At 72.3% G+C, this 13,822-nt stretch carries 14 protein-coding genes; 6 read left to right on the plus strand and 8 right to left on the minus strand.

From position 1 onward, the window contains the following. Window positions 1-23 precede the first annotated feature (23 nt). Both AB0I22_RS04945 and AB0I22_RS04950 read left to right on the plus strand, forming a co-directional pair. Window positions 24-1,823, plus strand: coding sequence for a long-chain fatty acid--CoA ligase (locus AB0I22_RS04945; protein ID WP_363129445.1), 1,800 nt, complete (start codon window positions 24-26; stop codon window positions 1,821-1,823). Window positions 1,824-1,950: 127 nt separating this feature from the next. Next, window positions 1,951-2,781 (plus strand): aldo/keto reductase, encoded by an 831-nt coding sequence (locus AB0I22_RS04950; RefSeq protein WP_363129217.1) that lies wholly within the window; start codon window positions 1,951-1,953, stop codon window positions 2,779-2,781. Window positions 2,782-2,904: 123 nt separating this feature from the next. On the opposite strand, the gene AB0I22_RS04955 is transcribed toward AB0I22_RS04950, so the two are convergent. The 4 genes from AB0I22_RS04955 to AB0I22_RS04970 all read right to left on the minus strand — a co-directional run bounded on the left by AB0I22_RS04955 (window position 2,905) and on the right by AB0I22_RS04970 (window position 5,502). Beyond that, window positions 2,905-3,837, minus strand: coding sequence for a methyltransferase domain-containing protein (locus AB0I22_RS04955; protein WP_363129218.1), 933 nt, complete (start codon window positions 3,835-3,837; stop codon window positions 2,905-2,907). 110 nt (window positions 3,838-3,947) lie between these two features. Further along, window positions 3,948-4,337, minus strand: a complete 390-nt coding sequence (locus AB0I22_RS04960) for a hypothetical protein (RefSeq protein WP_363129219.1) — start codon at window positions 4,335-4,337, stop codon at window positions 3,948-3,950. Next, window positions 4,334-4,966, minus strand: coding sequence for an Asp23/Gls24 family envelope stress response protein (locus tag AB0I22_RS04965; RefSeq protein ID WP_363129221.1), 633 nt, complete (start codon window positions 4,964-4,966; stop codon window positions 4,334-4,336). Before AB0I22_RS04965 ends, AB0I22_RS04960 begins: the two co-directional genes overlap by 4 nt. Then, complete coding sequence (locus AB0I22_RS04970; RefSeq protein WP_363129222.1) at window positions 4,957-5,502, minus strand: RNA polymerase sigma factor; 546 nt, start codon at window positions 5,500-5,502, stop codon at window positions 4,957-4,959. Before AB0I22_RS04970 ends, AB0I22_RS04965 begins: the two co-directional genes overlap by 10 nt. Before the next feature lie 200 nt (window positions 5,503-5,702). On the opposite strand from AB0I22_RS04970, the gene AB0I22_RS04975 reads away from it, so the two are divergent. Continuing rightward, window positions 5,703-6,206, plus strand: a complete 504-nt coding sequence (locus tag AB0I22_RS04975; RefSeq protein WP_363129223.1) for an Asp23/Gls24 family envelope stress response protein — start codon at window positions 5,703-5,705, stop codon at window positions 6,204-6,206. A gap of 109 nt (window positions 6,207-6,315) precedes the next feature. Here the strand turns inward: AB0I22_RS04975 and AB0I22_RS04980 are convergent, their stop codons facing one another. Then, on the minus strand, window positions 6,316-6,624 hold the full coding sequence (locus AB0I22_RS04980) for a 4a-hydroxytetrahydrobiopterin dehydratase (RefSeq protein WP_363129224.1): 309 nt from the start codon (window positions 6,622-6,624) through the stop codon (window positions 6,316-6,318). A gap of 276 nt (window positions 6,625-6,900) precedes the next feature. Between AB0I22_RS04980 and AB0I22_RS04985 the strand changes: the two genes are divergently transcribed. Further along, complete coding sequence (locus AB0I22_RS04985; RefSeq protein WP_363129225.1) at window positions 6,901-8,664, plus strand: FAD-dependent oxidoreductase; 1,764 nt, start codon at window positions 6,901-6,903, stop codon at window positions 8,662-8,664. On the opposite strand, the gene AB0I22_RS04990 is transcribed toward AB0I22_RS04985, so the two are convergent. The 3 genes from AB0I22_RS04990 to AB0I22_RS05000 form a co-directional block, all read right to left on the minus strand. Beyond that, entirely contained in the window at window positions 8,625-9,950 is a 1,326-nt protein-coding gene (locus tag AB0I22_RS04990) for an MAB_1171c family putative transporter (protein ID WP_363129226.1), read from the minus strand. The genes AB0I22_RS04985 and AB0I22_RS04990 overlap by 40 nt on opposite strands. Window position 9,951: 1 nt before the next feature. Next, a complete protein-coding gene (locus AB0I22_RS04995) occupies window positions 9,952-10,455 on the minus strand; it encodes a hypothetical protein (protein ID WP_363129227.1) in 504 nt (167 codons plus the stop codon). 135 nt (window positions 10,456-10,590) lie between these two features. Beyond that, window positions 10,591-11,073, minus strand: coding sequence for a hypothetical protein (locus AB0I22_RS05000; RefSeq protein ID WP_363129228.1), 483 nt, complete (start codon window positions 11,071-11,073; stop codon window positions 10,591-10,593). 655 nt (window positions 11,074-11,728) lie between these two features. Here AB0I22_RS05000 and AB0I22_RS05005 point away from each other — a divergent pair. Both AB0I22_RS05005 and AB0I22_RS05010 read left to right on the plus strand, forming a co-directional pair. Continuing rightward, entirely contained in the window at window positions 11,729-12,958 is a 1,230-nt protein-coding gene (locus AB0I22_RS05005; protein ID WP_363129229.1) for a DegT/DnrJ/EryC1/StrS family aminotransferase, read from the plus strand. Between the two features lie 42 nt (window positions 12,959-13,000). Next, a complete protein-coding gene (locus AB0I22_RS05010; RefSeq protein WP_363129230.1) occupies window positions 13,001-13,819 on the plus strand; it encodes a DNA methyltransferase in 819 nt (272 codons plus the stop codon). Window positions 13,820-13,822 lie beyond the last annotated feature (3 nt).

Raw genomic sequence — 13,822 nt, forward strand, 5'->3', positions numbered from 1 at the left:
TGCGTGAGTTCACCGTCCCCCCGATGGCGACGGCGCCCCACGTCGGCGGGCTGGCGGACGTCGTGTTCGACCATGCCGCGGAGGACCCGGACCGGGCTGCGCTCAGCCGCCGTGTCGACGGCCGCTGGCAGGACGTGAGCGCGGCGCTCTTCCGGGACGAGGTGCTGGCGCTCGCCAAGGGGCTGCTGGCCCAGGGGGTGCGGTTCGGCGACCGGGTGGCTCTTATGTCCCGCACCCGCTACGAGTGGACGCTCTTCGACTTCGCCCTGTGGACCATCGGCGCCCAGCCGGTCCCGCTGTACCCCACGGCCTCCGCCGAGCAGGTCTTCTGGACGCTCTACGACTCGGGCGTGTGCGCCTGCGTCGTGGAGCACGAGGACCACGCGATGACCGTCGGCTCCGTCATCGACCGGCTGCCGCGGCTGGCCCGGCTGTGGCAGCTGGACGCGGGCGCGCTGGCGGAGCTGTACGCGGCCGGGGCGCACATCGAGGACGAGGTGGTGCACCGGCACCGGCTGGCGCTCACGCCCGACTCCCCCGCGACGGTCATCTACACCTCGGGCACCACCGGCCGGCCCAAGGGCTGCGTCATCACGCACGCCAATTTCATGGCCGAGACGGACAACATCGTCCAGCGGTACGAGAGCGTCTTCCACTCCCGTCCCGACGACGAGGCGTCGACGCTGCTCTTTCTGCCGCTCGCGCATGTCTTCGGGCGGATGGTGCAGATCGCGGCGGTGCGCGGCCGGGTCAAGCTGGCCCACCAGCCGCAGTTGGCGGCCCCGGTGCTGCTCGCGGACCTCCGGTCCTTCCGGCCGACGTTCGTGCTGGCCGTTCCGTACATCTTCGAGAAGGTCTTCGGCGCGGCCCGGCGCGCGGCCGAGGCGGAGGGGAAGGCGGGCCCCTTCGACAAGGCCGTCGAGGTGGCGGTGCGGTACGCGGAGGCGGTGGAGCACAAGGCGTTCGGCACCGGCCACGGCCCGAGCGGGGCGCTGCGGATGCGCCATCAGTTCTTCGACAAGGTCGTCTACGCCAAGGTGCGGGAGGCGCTGGGCGGCCGGATGCGGCACGCGATGTCGGGCGGTTCGGCGATGGAGCGGCGGCTCGGCCTGTTCTTCGCGGGCGCGGGCGTGACCGTCTTCGAGGGGTACGGGCTCACCGAGTCGACGGCGGCGGCCACCGGCAATCCGCCCGAGCGGACCCGCTTCGGCACGGTGGGGCTGCCGGTGCCCGGCACCACTGTGCGCATCGCCGAGGACGGGGAGGTGTGGCTGCGCGGCGGCCAGGTCTTCGCCGGTTACCTGGGCGACCCCAAGGCGACGGACGCGGCGCTGCGGGACGGCTGGCTCGCCACCGGGGACCTCGGCGCTCTCGACGAGGACGGGTATCTGACCATCACCGGCCGCAAGAAGGAGATCCTGGTGACCTCGGGCGGCAAGAGCGTGTCGCCCGTGGCCCTGGAGGCGCGGGTCCGGGCGCATCCGCTGGTCGCCCAGTGCATCGTCGTCGGCGACGACCGTCCGTACGTGGCGGCGCTCATCACTCTCGACGCGGAGGCCGTGGCGCACTGGCTGATGATGCGCGGCAAGCCGGTGCCGGCCGCCGCCGCGCTCGTACGGGACCCGGATCTGGAGACGGAGATCAGGCGGGCGGTGGTGGCCGCGAACACGCTCGTCTCGCACGCCGAGTCGATCCGTACGTTCCGGATACTGGCCGCGCCGTTCAGCGAGGAGGACGGGCTGCTGACGCCCTCGCTCAAGCTGAAGCGCAAGGCGATCGAGAGCGCGTACGCGGCGGAGGTCGACGCGCTGTACCGCGCATAGCCACCCCGTGGCGCCGGGCATACGTCGCAGTGCGCATGACATCCGATCGACTGAGCGGGAATGCGCCAATGTGGCTGATAGTTCACCATGGAGTATCAGCATTCCGACGATTAAGGACCGATCGAGCGTGAGCAAGATCCCTTCCATCACTCTCAACAACGGCGTCGAAATGCCACAGCTCGGCTTCGGTGTGTGGCAGGTCGCCGACGACGAGGCGTTCACCGCGGTGGGCCACGCCCTGGAGGCCGGTTACCGCAGCATCGACACTGCCGCCGCGTACGAAAACGAGGCAGGCACCGGCAAGGCGCTGGCGGCCTCCGGCATCGACCGCGGCGAACTGTTCGTCACGACGAAGCTGTGGAACTCCGATCAGGGGTACGACGCCACGCTGCGCGCCTTCGACGCGTCGCTGTCCAAACTCGGCCTGGACTATGTCGACCTGTACCTCATCCACTGGCCGATCTGGTGGCGCGGCGAGACCGTCAACACCTACCGGGCCTTCGAGAAGATCCTCGCCGACGGCCGGGCCAAGGCGATCGGCGTCTCCAACTTCCAGCCGCATCACCTGGAGCAGCTCGCCGCCGAGACGTCCGTCGTCCCGGCCGTGAACCAGATCGAACTGCACCCCCAGTTCGCCCAGGCCGAGGCGCGCGCCTACCACGCGCAGCACAACATCGCCACCGAGGCGTGGTCCCCGCTGGGCCAGGGCAAGGACCTGCTGGACGACCCGAAGATCGCCGCCGTCGCGCGGAAGCACGGCGTCACCCCGGCGCAGACGGTGCTGCGCTGGCACATCCAGCTCGGCAACATCGTCATTCCCAAGTCCGTGACCCCGTCCCGGATCAAGGAGAACATCGACGTCTTCGGCTTCGAGCTGGACGACGAGGACCTGGCGTCGATCGCGACGCTGGACTCCGGCACCCGGCTGGGCCCGGACCCGGAGACCTCCGACCTCTGACGGTCCTCCGGCGCCTCGTCCGCTTCGCGGCCGACGAGCGGAGAACGGCGAAGAGAAGCGGCCCGCCGCCGCGTGTGTTCGGCATGACGCACGCGGCGGCGGGCCGCTGCCGTGCACCCGGCGTCAGGCGGGCTTCACGCCCGTGTGCACCGTGCGGGCGCTGAGGAGGAAGACGTCCGGGCGGAGCATCAGGCCCTGGGGGTCCTCGGGGTCGAGGAGGCGGGCGAGGGCGGCGCGGTCCTCGGCGTCGAGGAGTTCGCCCAGGCTCTCGCTCCGGCGCGTGAGCGTGGCGTGGAGGTACGCGCGGGCGTCCGCGCCGAGCGGGGCGGGCAGGTCGATCAGGAAGGTCCGGCTCCGCACGTCGGTGAGCCCGGCCGCGGTGAGGAACGCCGGCCAGTCCTCGACGGTCTCCTTGGAGTCCGGCAGCGCGGCGCGCATCTCGTTGAACCAGTTGTCGTTGAGCACCTCCAGCCGCGCCTGGAGGCCGGGGCGGCCGAAGCCGATGTCACGGGGGAGGGAGCGCGTCGGCAGGCCGCCCTCGGCGACGGCGAGGAGGCCGCCGGGGCGCAGCAGCCGGCCGAGCCGGTCCACGGCGGACCGCTGGTCGCCGATGTGGTGCAGGGCCATGCCGGACCAGATGAGGTCGGCGTCGCCGACCGTGCCGAGCCCGTCGGGGATGTCGGCGAGGCAGGTCCGTACGCGCCCGGCGAGGCCGAGTCCTTCGGCGCGGGCGCGGGCGCGCTCCAGCAGTGCTCGCGTGCCGTCCACGGCGACGACCTCGGCGTCCGGGAACGCCTGGGCGAACTGGCAGGCGCCGACGCCCGGGCCGCTGCCGACGTCGAGCAGCCGCCGGACTTCGGGCCTGCCCGCGGCCTCCCGGCGCTCCCGGAGCCAGACCGCGGCCTGGTCGACGACGGGCGACTCCACTTCGGCGCCCAGTTCGAGCAGCGGGCCCATCACGTCCCAGTCCATGTGCGTGGCGTCGTGGCCGTGCTGGTGGCCGTGCTTGTGCCCGTTCTCGTGCTGCTGCTGTTGCGCGTGCTGCTGGTCGGTCATCGCTGCCTCCGGTCGGCCGCCTGGTGCGTACGCGTACGAGCGTCCGCCGGACCACGCCGTTTCGCCAAACCCTGTTGCCGTTCCCGCAAAGCGCCCCGGCCGTCGCCGTGTCAGGTGATGTCGGTGACGGTGACGGTCACGCCGACGTGCGGCGCGGGCTCCCCCCGCTCCGTCACGGCCGCGACGACGGCCGACGTGACGGCGGCGCGTACCGCGCGGGTGACGGCGAGGGCCTGATGGCCGCGGCGCACGGCCAGGTGGACGCGGAGCTGCCAGCCGCCCGTGCCGGGCAGCCGCTCCGCGCGTACGCCCGCGACCCGGGTCCGGGCGGCGCCCCAGGCGGCCACCGCGCTCCCCGCGCCCGTGGGCAGCCGGCGGGCGGCGGCGCCCCGCACGACGTCGGCGAGGCCGGGGCGCAGGAAGGCGACGCCGGGCGTGGCACGGGCGGCGTCGGCCGCCGCCGTCAGCACGCGGGCGGTCTCCGGTGCGGTGCCGCTCATCGGGTTCTCCTCTCGCCGTCCCGAGTGCTCTCCTGGGTCGTCGGCGGTTCGTCGTCGAGGATGTCGACCACCGAGACGTCGATCTCGGCCACGTCCATGCCGACCGTGCGGCGCGCCGCGTCGGCGACCAGTTCCCGTACCCGTTCGGCCAGTTCGGGCACCGTCCAGTCCGCGGTGGCCGCCACTTCCAGGGTTACCCGCAGCGGTCCCCGGTACGGGTCCCGGCCCTGCGCCGACGCGCCGCGGGCGGCCTCGGCGTCCACGGGCACGACGCGGCAGCTGCCCGCGAGGACCCCGCGCAGGCTCTCGGCGGCCGCGCGGAAGGTGCGCGCGGCGGCGGTCTCCACGATCCAGGCGTCCTCGTCCGGCTCGCCGAGCGGCAGCGGCCGGCCGGGGCGGAGTTCGGCCCGTACGAGATCCATGACCCGTGCGGTGACCTCCTCCGCGGGCGGTTCGGCGACGGCCCGCGCCTGGCGTACGTAACTGTCCAGGACGCCCAGCCCCGCCAGCGCCTCCCGGCAGTGCGGGCAGCCGGCGACGTGCGGGTCGTCGCCGGCGCTCTCCCAGACCGCGCTGAGCGTCCGGCCGCACGGCAGGGTGGCGTCGTCGGTCGCGTCGTCTAGCGCCATGCGCCCATCGCCTCCGTCAGGTAGCGCCGTGCTCGGAAGATCCTGCCGCGTACGGACTGCTCGCTGATCCGCACCGCCTCGGCGATCTCGCTGTACGAGAGTCCGTGCAGCTCTCTCAGCACCCAGCAGGCGCGCTGCTCGGGGGTGAGCCCGGCCAGGGCTTCGGTGAGCGCCTCGACCGCCGCCGTCCCCTCGGCCGCGCGGACCGGGGACGCCGCGTGTTCCGGGGCGGGTGGTTCCGGTATCGCGGCGAGGTCCTGGGTGGGGCGGCGGGCGCGCAGTACGTTGAGACAGCGGTTGGTCACGATGCGGTACATCCAGGTCGAGAAGGCGGCGTCGCCGCGGAACTCCGGGAGCCTGCGCCAGGCGCTGACGAATGCCTCCTGCACGGCGTCCTCGGCGTCGGCGCGGCTGCCGAGGAGGCGCGTCGCCAGGCTGAGCAGCGTCGCGCTGTGCCGCCGGACCAGCACCTCGAACGCGCCCTCGTCGCCTTCCCCGGCCCGTACCGCCAGCAGGGCGTCGCTGCGTTCGGGCACTCGCCGGCTCCTTTCCGTTCCGTTCGGCCCGGTTCCGTTCCGCCGGTCCTGCGGCCATCCTGTTCGACGTACGGGAACCGCGTTCCTCACGCGGTGAGCGAAGGATAGGAAATCCGAGGCGGCGCGTGACGCAAGGCGACGGGCCGTGTCCGAACAGGTGTCAGGACGAGCTATCCGACGACGAACCGAGGAGAGAGCCCATGTCGACGTCCCCCAAGACGGCCGCCCCCGCGGTCAACGAGCCGCGCACCGGCGGGACACCGCAGGGCGGCGGCGCGACCGTGCAGGCCGGGCCGGCCGGCGCCGACACCGTGCCCGCCACCCGCGGGAAGACCTCGATCGCGGACGGCGTGGTCGAGAAGATCGCCGGAATGGCCGCACGCGAGGTGCCGGGCGTAGCCGCGCTGGGCGGCGGGCTGGCCCGTACGCTCGGCGCGGTGCGCGACCGGGTACCGGGCGGCCGTTCGCACGTCACCCGCGGCGTCAAGGTCGAGGTCGGCGAGCGGCAGACGGCCGTGGACCTGGACATCGTGGTCGAGTACGGAGTGCCGATCACCGAGGTCGCGGGCGACATCCGGGAGAACGTGATAGCCGCCGTGGAGCGGATGACGGGGCTGGAGGTCGTGGAGGTGAACATCGCCGTGATCGACGTGCGGCTGCCCGACGAGACGACGGAGGACGAGGTGGAGACCCGCGTGCAGTAGCCCGCCGGTCGCTGATGACAGCCGCACGGCCCGCCTGTATTCGGGGCGGGCCGTGCGGTCCTAGTGCGCCGGTGTCCGGCGGTCCTGCTGGGCGGGCGGGCCGTGCTCTTCAGCGTGCCCCGTGGCCCGCGGCGATCTCCTCCACCCGCCGGGCGAGTTCGACGTCGAGGCCGGTGACCTTGCCGCCCGCGCTGTGCGTGTTCACGGTGATGCCGATCTTGTTGTAGCCGAGGGTCAGCTCGGAGTGGTGGCCGAGCTCCTCCTGGATCTGCGCGATGTGGATCACCATCGCCGCCGCCTGGAAGTGGCCTTCGAAGGTGTAGTCACGGCTGATGCGGTCGCCGTCGGCGGACCAGCCGGGAAGCTCCTGGAGGCGCTCCTCGACGTCTTTCTGCGAGAGCGGTTGGACTGCTGCCATGACGCTGCCCCTTCGTCTTCTTCGTGCGTGAACGGTTCTTCATGAGTGAACGGTTCTTCGTGCGTGGACGGTTCTTCGTGCGTGGACGTTCTTCGCGGGTGGCGGCTTCCTCGCGGCGGCATCTCCGTGCGCGGCGGTGATTCCAGCCTGCCCCGTGCCGCGGTCTCTTTCGCGCCAATGTGCGGGTGTGTCGGCGGTTGCCTTCCGGGGGCGGCGCGCCGCTTCTATGCTCCTGCGCCTGACGTGATGGGTTACCGAGGGTAGGGGACCAGGGGCATGGACGGTACCGGCAGCACGCGAAGAGGCTTCATCGGCGGGGCGGCGGCGGTGGCGGGCACGGCCGCGCTGACCGGCCGCGCGACGGCGGCGCCGCCCCGCCGCGTCCCGGGCCGGAGCGTCGCGGTGCTCGGCGGCGGCGTCGCCGGGCTCACCGCCGCGCACGAACTCGCCGAGCGCGGCTTCAAGGTGACGGTGTACGAGAAGAAGGCGCTCGGCGGCAAGGCGCGCAGCATGGACGTGCCGGGCAGCGCGCGGGGCGGCCGTAAGCCGCTGCCGGGCGAGCACGGGTTCCGCTTCATCCCCGGCTGGTACCGGAACCTGCCGGACACCCTGCGCCGCATCCCCTTCGCGGGCAACGCGAACGGCTGCCACGACAACCTCGTGGCCTCCTCCGAGGTCATGCTGGCCCGTATCGGGCAGGAGGACATCCGGCTGCCGTTCCAGATCGTCGGCAGCCCGCCGCCCGTGCTCACCCCGGACGCCGTGCTGCGGGCGCTGACCGCGCTGTTCGAGACCTTCTCGAAGCTGCCCGCCCACGAGATCGCGTACTTCGTGAACCGCATCCTCGTCTTCTTCACCAGCTGCGACAAGCGGCGCCTCGACACTTGGGAGCGCACGCCGTGGTGGGAGTTCCTGAAGGCCGCGAAGATGTCGAAGAACTACCAGCAGTTGCTGGCGATCGGCATCACCCGCAACATCGTCGCGACCAAGGCGGAGGTCGCGAGCACCAAGACCGTGGCCAACTGCTTCGAGGCGTTCTTCTACAACCTGCTGGGCCGGGGCGCGGACGGGCAGCCGGACCGGGTGCTGAACGCGCCCACCAATGAGGCGTGGATCGACCCGTGGACGTCCTATCTGCGGTCGCTGGGCGTGGAGTTCAACACCGGCTGGGCGGTACAGGACCTGACGCTGGCCGGGGGCCGGATATCCGAAGCGGTGGTGACGGACGCGCGGGGCGCGCGGCGGTCGGTCACCGCCGATCACTTCGTCTCCGCGATGCCGGTGGAGCACGCCCGTACCACCTGGAATGCGCGCGTGCGGGCGGCCGACCCGCAGTTGGCGCGCTGCGACAAGCTGGAGACGGACTGGATGACGGGCATCCAGTTCTATCTGACCGAGCCGACGCCGATCCTGCACGGGCACATCAACCACATCGACTCGCCGTGGTCGATCACGGCGGTCGGGCAGGCGCAGTACTGGGCTGGGCGCGACTTCCCCCGCGACTACGGCGACGGGGCGGCCGCCGACTGCCTGTCGGTGGACGTCTCCGAGTGGGGCCGGCCCGGCATCCTCTACGGCAAGACGGCCAAGGAGTGCACGCGCGAGGAGGTCGCGCGGGAGGTGTGGGCGCAGATGAAGGCGGGGCTCAACGACACGGGCCGCACGGTGCTGCGCGACGGGGCGCTGCACTCCTGGTTCCTCGACCCGGCCGTGGTGATCGGCACTTCGCACCCGACCAATGACGAGCAGCTGTTCATCCACCCGACCGGCACCTGGTACAACCGGCCCACCGCGCGCACCGCGATTCCCAACCTCTTCCTCTCCGGGGACTATGTGGCCACCGACGTCGACCTCGCGACGATGGAGGGCGCGAACGCCTCCGCGCGGGCCGCCGTCAACGCCCTGCTGGACGCCGCTGGATCGGGGGCCGAGCGGTGCGCCGTCACGCCGCTGTACCGCGCACCCGAGCTCGCGCCGTTCAAGGCGGACGACGAGCTGCGCTACCGGCTCGGGCTGCGCAACGCCTTCGATCTGGGCTGACGCCCGAACAACTGCCGCTGAGGTCGGGACTTGAACCGCCTGCAAGGGGGCTTCCCGGCGGGGGGCTTCCCGTCAGAGGTTTCGGCAGGGGGCTCGGCAGGCTCGTCGGGAGGCTTCTCGGAGGATTTCGCGAACGACTTCACGAAGGACTTCACACCGGCCGAGGTGTACGCCTCGGCCACCTCCAGCAAGAAGTCGATCTCCGCGGCCAGTTCGCCCCGGTCCACCTCGATGGCCGCGCTCTCCTGGCCGCCGTCCCGGAGGTTGGCCCGCTTGGCCGCGCAGGCTTCGCGGATGACGCAGGCGAGCACGGCGGGACGGGCGGCGCGGGCCGGGACGCCGGAGGCCGCGACGTGGCGGCGGGCGCGCTCCAGGGTGGCGCGGCCCGCGTAGTCCTGGAGTACGAGGATGGCGTCGCGCGTCTCGATCACCTTGCGGTAGACGAGGTAGCGCCAGTGGGAGGGCCCGCACAGCAGCTCGGCGCCGCGGAACCGGTACTTCTTCAGGGCGACGTGCGGCACGGCCGCGACCAGGGCCCGCCACAGCGGCCACAGCAGCCAGATCGCGCGGGCGTCCGTCACCGCGCGGCCGACGGCGGCCAGGTCGCGTACGAGCAGGGCGGCGGCGCGCAGCACGGCGTGCAGCCCCAGCGCGATCGGCAGATACCGGCCGACGTCCCCGAGCGGCGTGACGAGCCCTACGAGCCGGGCCCCCCAGAAGACGCCGGCGAAGACCGCGCCCCAGCCGAACAGGGCCAGGCTGACGCACAGGCTCCGGTCCGCGCACCGGCCGGCGTAGCGCCGGCACATCACGGCGCAGGCGGAGTCGGCGATCAGGTGCGTCGAGCCGAGGAGCAGCCAGTAGCCGGCGGTGCGGGGGGCTCCGGTGGGGCCGGGGGCGGCTTCCGCGCCGGGCGGGTCCACTCCGTACGCGATGAGCACCATGCCGGCCAGGACGAACGGCACGCCGAACAGGACCGCTCTCTCGAACCGCCGGTTGCCGCCCGAGGCGGCGACGAAGTACAGCACGCCGCAGGCGGAGAGCACTCCGATCATGTTTCTGGCGAGGGCCACGGTGCACATCGTGGCGGGCCCGTCGCTCAGCAGGCGGGCGATGGGCGGCAGGTCCATGGCCATGGCGACGGCGGTGAGCGCCATCGTGCCCCAGAGCAGGCGCTCCTGGGGGCGCCGCAGGACCGACGGCAGCCGCCACAGGACGGCGGCGAGCAGCAGCAAGGTCGAGACGGCCTCGAACCCGGCGACGCAGGTGGGCAGGCCCGGGTTCATATCAGCCGCGTACGCCCATGGCGGCCTGGAGGTTGCCCAGCACCCCGTCGAGCCGCCGGCCGGCGGCCTCCGCCCTGGTCCGTATCAGTCCGGCGAGCGTTTCGGCCTCCTTCTCCTGGGGCGTGGTGTAGTTGGTGCGCCGCAGGAGGCGGTGGATGAGCTTGGGGTCCAGGTCGGGCAGGAGTCCGGCCGCTCCGTCGCCGTCCGGGCCGAGCGCGTAGTGGTCGAGCAGGACGTGGCCGAGTTCGTGCAGGACGATGTGCTCCTGGTGCAGCCGCCCGGTCCGCTGCTCGAAGAAGATGTGGTCCGCCGCCTCGGTCGCCAGCCACATCCCGCAGGTTCCCGACGCGGCCGCGTGCGCCGGCAGCGGATGCAGGTGGATGGGGCGTCGCCGCTGTTCGGCCAGTTGGTCACAGAGCGCTGTCACGGAGAACGGCCGCGGCGGGTCGAGCTGGGCCAGCGCGGAGTTGCAGCGGCGACGTATCCGAATGTCGCGAGGGTGCATGCGGTGCTCCTACGACCATGTTCGAGGCGCGTGGATCGCGCCTGTCGGCGGAAGGCCCCCGTGGGACTGGAAGAGGCTCGGGCGGGTTCGGCCCGCGTCGGCGAACCTCGTGCGGCCGGCGGCGGCCGGCCCCGGTCAGCGCTCTGTGATGGTGGGATGGTCGGGGTCCTCATCGGTCGACAGGTTCTGGAATTTGCGCGCTTCGTTCACCATCGTCAGCAGCGCGTCGAGGCTGGCGGGCGAGAGCCCCTCGGCGCGCAGCGCGAGGTTGCGCACGCGGGTGTCGCGCAGGGCCGCGGCCAGGGCCAGTTGGGCGTTGACGCGCTCGGCGACCTCGTCGTCGAGGAAGTAGCCGGGGGGCACGCCGAAGAACTCGGCGAGGACGTCGAGCTGCTCCAGGGTGACGTTGCGCTTGCGGCCGGTGGCCAGCTCCCACAGGTAGGTGCCCGAGATGGCACCGCCGGTCTGCTCGCTGATCTCCTTGGCGAGCCGGGCGTAGCCGGGCCGCTTGCGCTCCTCGGGGTAGAGCGCGGCGATCAGCTCGTTCAGCCGTTGGTCGAGCTTGCGCAGAATCGGCCTGCCGGAGTGGCCCGATGCCGCCGACTCGCCTCTGGTCATCTTCTCGCCCCTGACTGCGGCGGTCTCGCAGGCGCCTGAGAGCCCGTTCCGCGCGTCCCCGTTCGCGGGCGTCGCCGGTAGGCGGCGCCGGAGGACAGTCAACCCTCATCCGTCACAGCTGACAACAGGGCCTGCCCGCAGCCACGTTGATAACGAATCAGCCAACCGGGAGCGTTCCGTCCGGTACGTTTCGAGCCATCCCCCCGCCTCACGGGCGCGCTCACCACGATCGCGCCGTCCCATGTGCCACAACTACAGCGGACGGCATACGGCAGCAATAAGCCATCACCATTCACCATGGTTGACAGAAACATCAGCAGCGGGCGTACGCTCACACCGCGGATCACCCGCTCCTATGGATGCCAGTACGTTCCTCAGACGCACTCCCCCAGCCCGGCCCGCTCGTCGCGCGCCCTCCCCACCGCCGCGGCGCTCCCCGTGAACCAGCACGTCAGGCACGTCCAGTACGTCAGGCACCGCCGGCACGTCAGACCTGTCCAGCACGGCCAGTACGGTTCCGCCTCTTCACGGCCCCCGCCCGGGGCCGTCGTCCCGCACCCTCCATCGGCACCCCCATGCCCGAGCATCTCCGGCTGCCCCGACTCCCCCACCGCCCCCATCCGCTGACTGACCGAGACCTCACCGGAGGGTCACGATGACCGACGCTCTCCCCTGGCCTCAGTGGCCGACGCACTCCCCGCAGACCGAGCAGAACCTGCTCGCCGCGCTCAGGTCGGGCCGCTGGGCGGTGAGCGGCGCCTATACGGGCGAGGAATCGTACGAGCAGTCCTTCGCCGCCGCGTTCGCCGGCTTCATGAAGGTGCCCTACGCGGTGCCCACCTGCAACGGCTCCGCGGCGCTCACCATCGCGCTGGAGGCGCTCGGCGTCGGGGCCGGTGACGAGGTGCTCGTACCCGGTCTGACCTGGGTGGCCTGTGCCTCCTCCGTGCTGCGCGTCGGCGCGGTGCCCGTGCTCGTCGACATCGAGCCGGACACCCTGTGCATGTCGGTGGAGGCCGCCGCGGCGGCCGTCACCCCGCGCACCAAGGCGATCATGGCCGTGCATCTGTACGGCTCCGCGGTGGACCTCGACGCGATGACCGCCCTCGCCAGGCGGCACGGGATCGCCCTCCTGGAGGACTGCTCGCACGTGCACGGCGCGATGTGGCGGGACCGGCGGCTCGGCGCGATCGGCGACGCCGCCGCCTTCAGCCTCCAGCAGACCAAGCTGCTGACCTGCGGCGAGGGCGGAGTCGCCGTCACCTCGGACCCGGAGATCCACGACCGGCTGTTCCGCAAGCGGGCGGACGGCCGGGGCCACCGGGCCGCGCCCGTCGGCGAGTTGGAGCTGGCGGAGCTGCCCGGGGTGCAGGGCTACAACTACTGCATGAGCGAGTTCAACGCCGCGGTGGCGTTGGAGGGGCTGACCCGGCTGGACGCGGAGAACGACCGCCGGCGCGTCTCGATGCGGCGGCTGGAGGAACTGCTCGGCGGCTTCGACGGGGCGCGCCCGCTGAAGCGGCCGGCCGCGCTCACCGCGGACGCCGCCTACCAGTTCTGCGTCCGGCTCGACCCGGCGGTCTTCGGCCCCGGCGCGAAGGACGCGGTGGCCGCCGTCCTCTCCCAGGCGCTCGGCCTGCACGTCGAGCCCATCGACTCCGCGCTCCATCACAACGTCCTCTACCAGCCGCTGCGTTCCGGGTGGACCAAGGGCCCGGGCGGCGCACGGCCGCTGGACCCCACCCGGTTCGAGCTGCCCGCGGCCGAGTTCGCCGGGGAGAACGCGGTGGTCCTGCCGCACCGCCTCTTCCTCGCGCCGCCGGAGCGCATGGAGCTCGTCGTCACCGCGCTGGAGAAGGCCCGCGCCCAGCTGCCCCTGTCCTGAAGCCGTCGCCCCGATTCCCCGTCGCCGAGCGAGAGGCCCTCGATGAGCGCTCGTACCGAGACCGGCTCCACCGTACGCACGGTGGCGGCCACCGCCGCCGGAACCCTGACGCAGGGAGACGCGACCGCGTTCCTGCGGTCGCTGCCCGCCGCCAGCGTGCGGCTGGTGGTGACGTCCCCGTGGTTCACCGGCCCTTACGAGCCGTCGTCCGACGATCCGACCAACCCCGCGTTCGGCGACTGGCTGGACGGCTATATGGACGAGTTCGCCCGGGTGCTGCGGCCGGACGGCAGCGTGGTCATCGAGACCGGCTGCAGCTGGGCGCGGGACCGGCCGGTGCGCACGGTGCAGAACTTCGCCGCCGTCAGCCGGCTGCTCGCACGCGGCGACTGGCACCTCCTCCAGGAGTTCTACTGGTACAACCCCGAACTCCTCGACGCGCGGGACGAGTGGGTCACCCAGGGCCGGATCCGCCTGCACGACTGCGTCACCACGTGGTTCTGGCTGTCGCGGACCCCCGATGTGCCGGTCGACACGCGGCGGGTGCGCGGCTTCCAGAACTATCTGACGCAGCCGTTCGGCAACTTCCTCACCATGGGCGACTCCGCCGCCGACTACCCGTATCTCGACGGGGTGTCCGAGCAGCGGAGCCGGGCCGACGCGGACCGCTTTCCGGTCGCGGCGCCGCTGTACTTCATCCGCCTGCTCACGGAGGAGGGCGAGCACGTCGTCGACCCGTTCTGCGGGATCGGCTCGACGGCGCTGGCCGCCGAGTCGGCCGGGCGCGAGTGGTCGTGCAACGACTTCTCCGCCGAGGCGATCGGCATCGCGAAGCAGCGCATCGACTCTCTCCGAAAGTGATGA

It is taken from the genome of Streptomyces sp. NPDC050610, assembly GCF_040654875.1.
GTDB lineage: Bacteria > Actinomycetota > Actinomycetes > Streptomycetales > Streptomycetaceae > Streptomyces.

Coding starts and splice junctions, on each gene's coding strand:
- AB0I22_RS04945 (WP_363129445.1), top strand. CDS start 24: ATGGCGACGGCGCCCCACGTCGGCGGGCTGGCGGACGTCGTGTTCGAC.
- AB0I22_RS04955 (WP_363129218.1), bottom strand. CDS start 3,837: ATGACCGACCAGCAGCACGCGCAACAGCAGCAGCACGAGAACGGGCAC.
- AB0I22_RS04960 (WP_363129219.1), bottom strand. CDS start 4,337: ATGAGCGGCACCGCACCGGAGACCGCCCGCGTGCTGACGGCGGCGGCC.
- AB0I22_RS04965 (WP_363129221.1), bottom strand. CDS start 4,966: ATGGCGCTAGACGACGCGACCGACGACGCCACCCTGCCGTGCGGCCGG.
- AB0I22_RS04975 (WP_363129223.1), top strand. CDS start 5,703: ATGTCGACGTCCCCCAAGACGGCCGCCCCCGCGGTCAACGAGCCGCGC.
- AB0I22_RS04980 (WP_363129224.1), bottom strand. CDS start 6,624: ATGGCAGCAGTCCAACCGCTCTCGCAGAAAGACGTCGAGGAGCGCCTC.
- AB0I22_RS04985 (WP_363129225.1), top strand. CDS start 6,901: ATGGACGGTACCGGCAGCACGCGAAGAGGCTTCATCGGCGGGGCGGCG.
- AB0I22_RS04990 (WP_363129226.1), bottom strand. CDS start 9,950: ATGAACCCGGGCCTGCCCACCTGCGTCGCCGGGTTCGAGGCCGTCTCG.
- AB0I22_RS04995 (WP_363129227.1), bottom strand. CDS start 10,455: ATGCACCCTCGCGACATTCGGATACGTCGCCGCTGCAACTCCGCGCTG.
- AB0I22_RS05000 (WP_363129228.1), bottom strand. CDS start 11,073: ATGACCAGAGGCGAGTCGGCGGCATCGGGCCACTCCGGCAGGCCGATT.
- AB0I22_RS05005 (WP_363129229.1), top strand. CDS start 11,729: ATGACCGACGCTCTCCCCTGGCCTCAGTGGCCGACGCACTCCCCGCAG.
- AB0I22_RS05010 (WP_363129230.1), top strand. CDS start 13,001: ATGAGCGCTCGTACCGAGACCGGCTCCACCGTACGCACGGTGGCGGCC.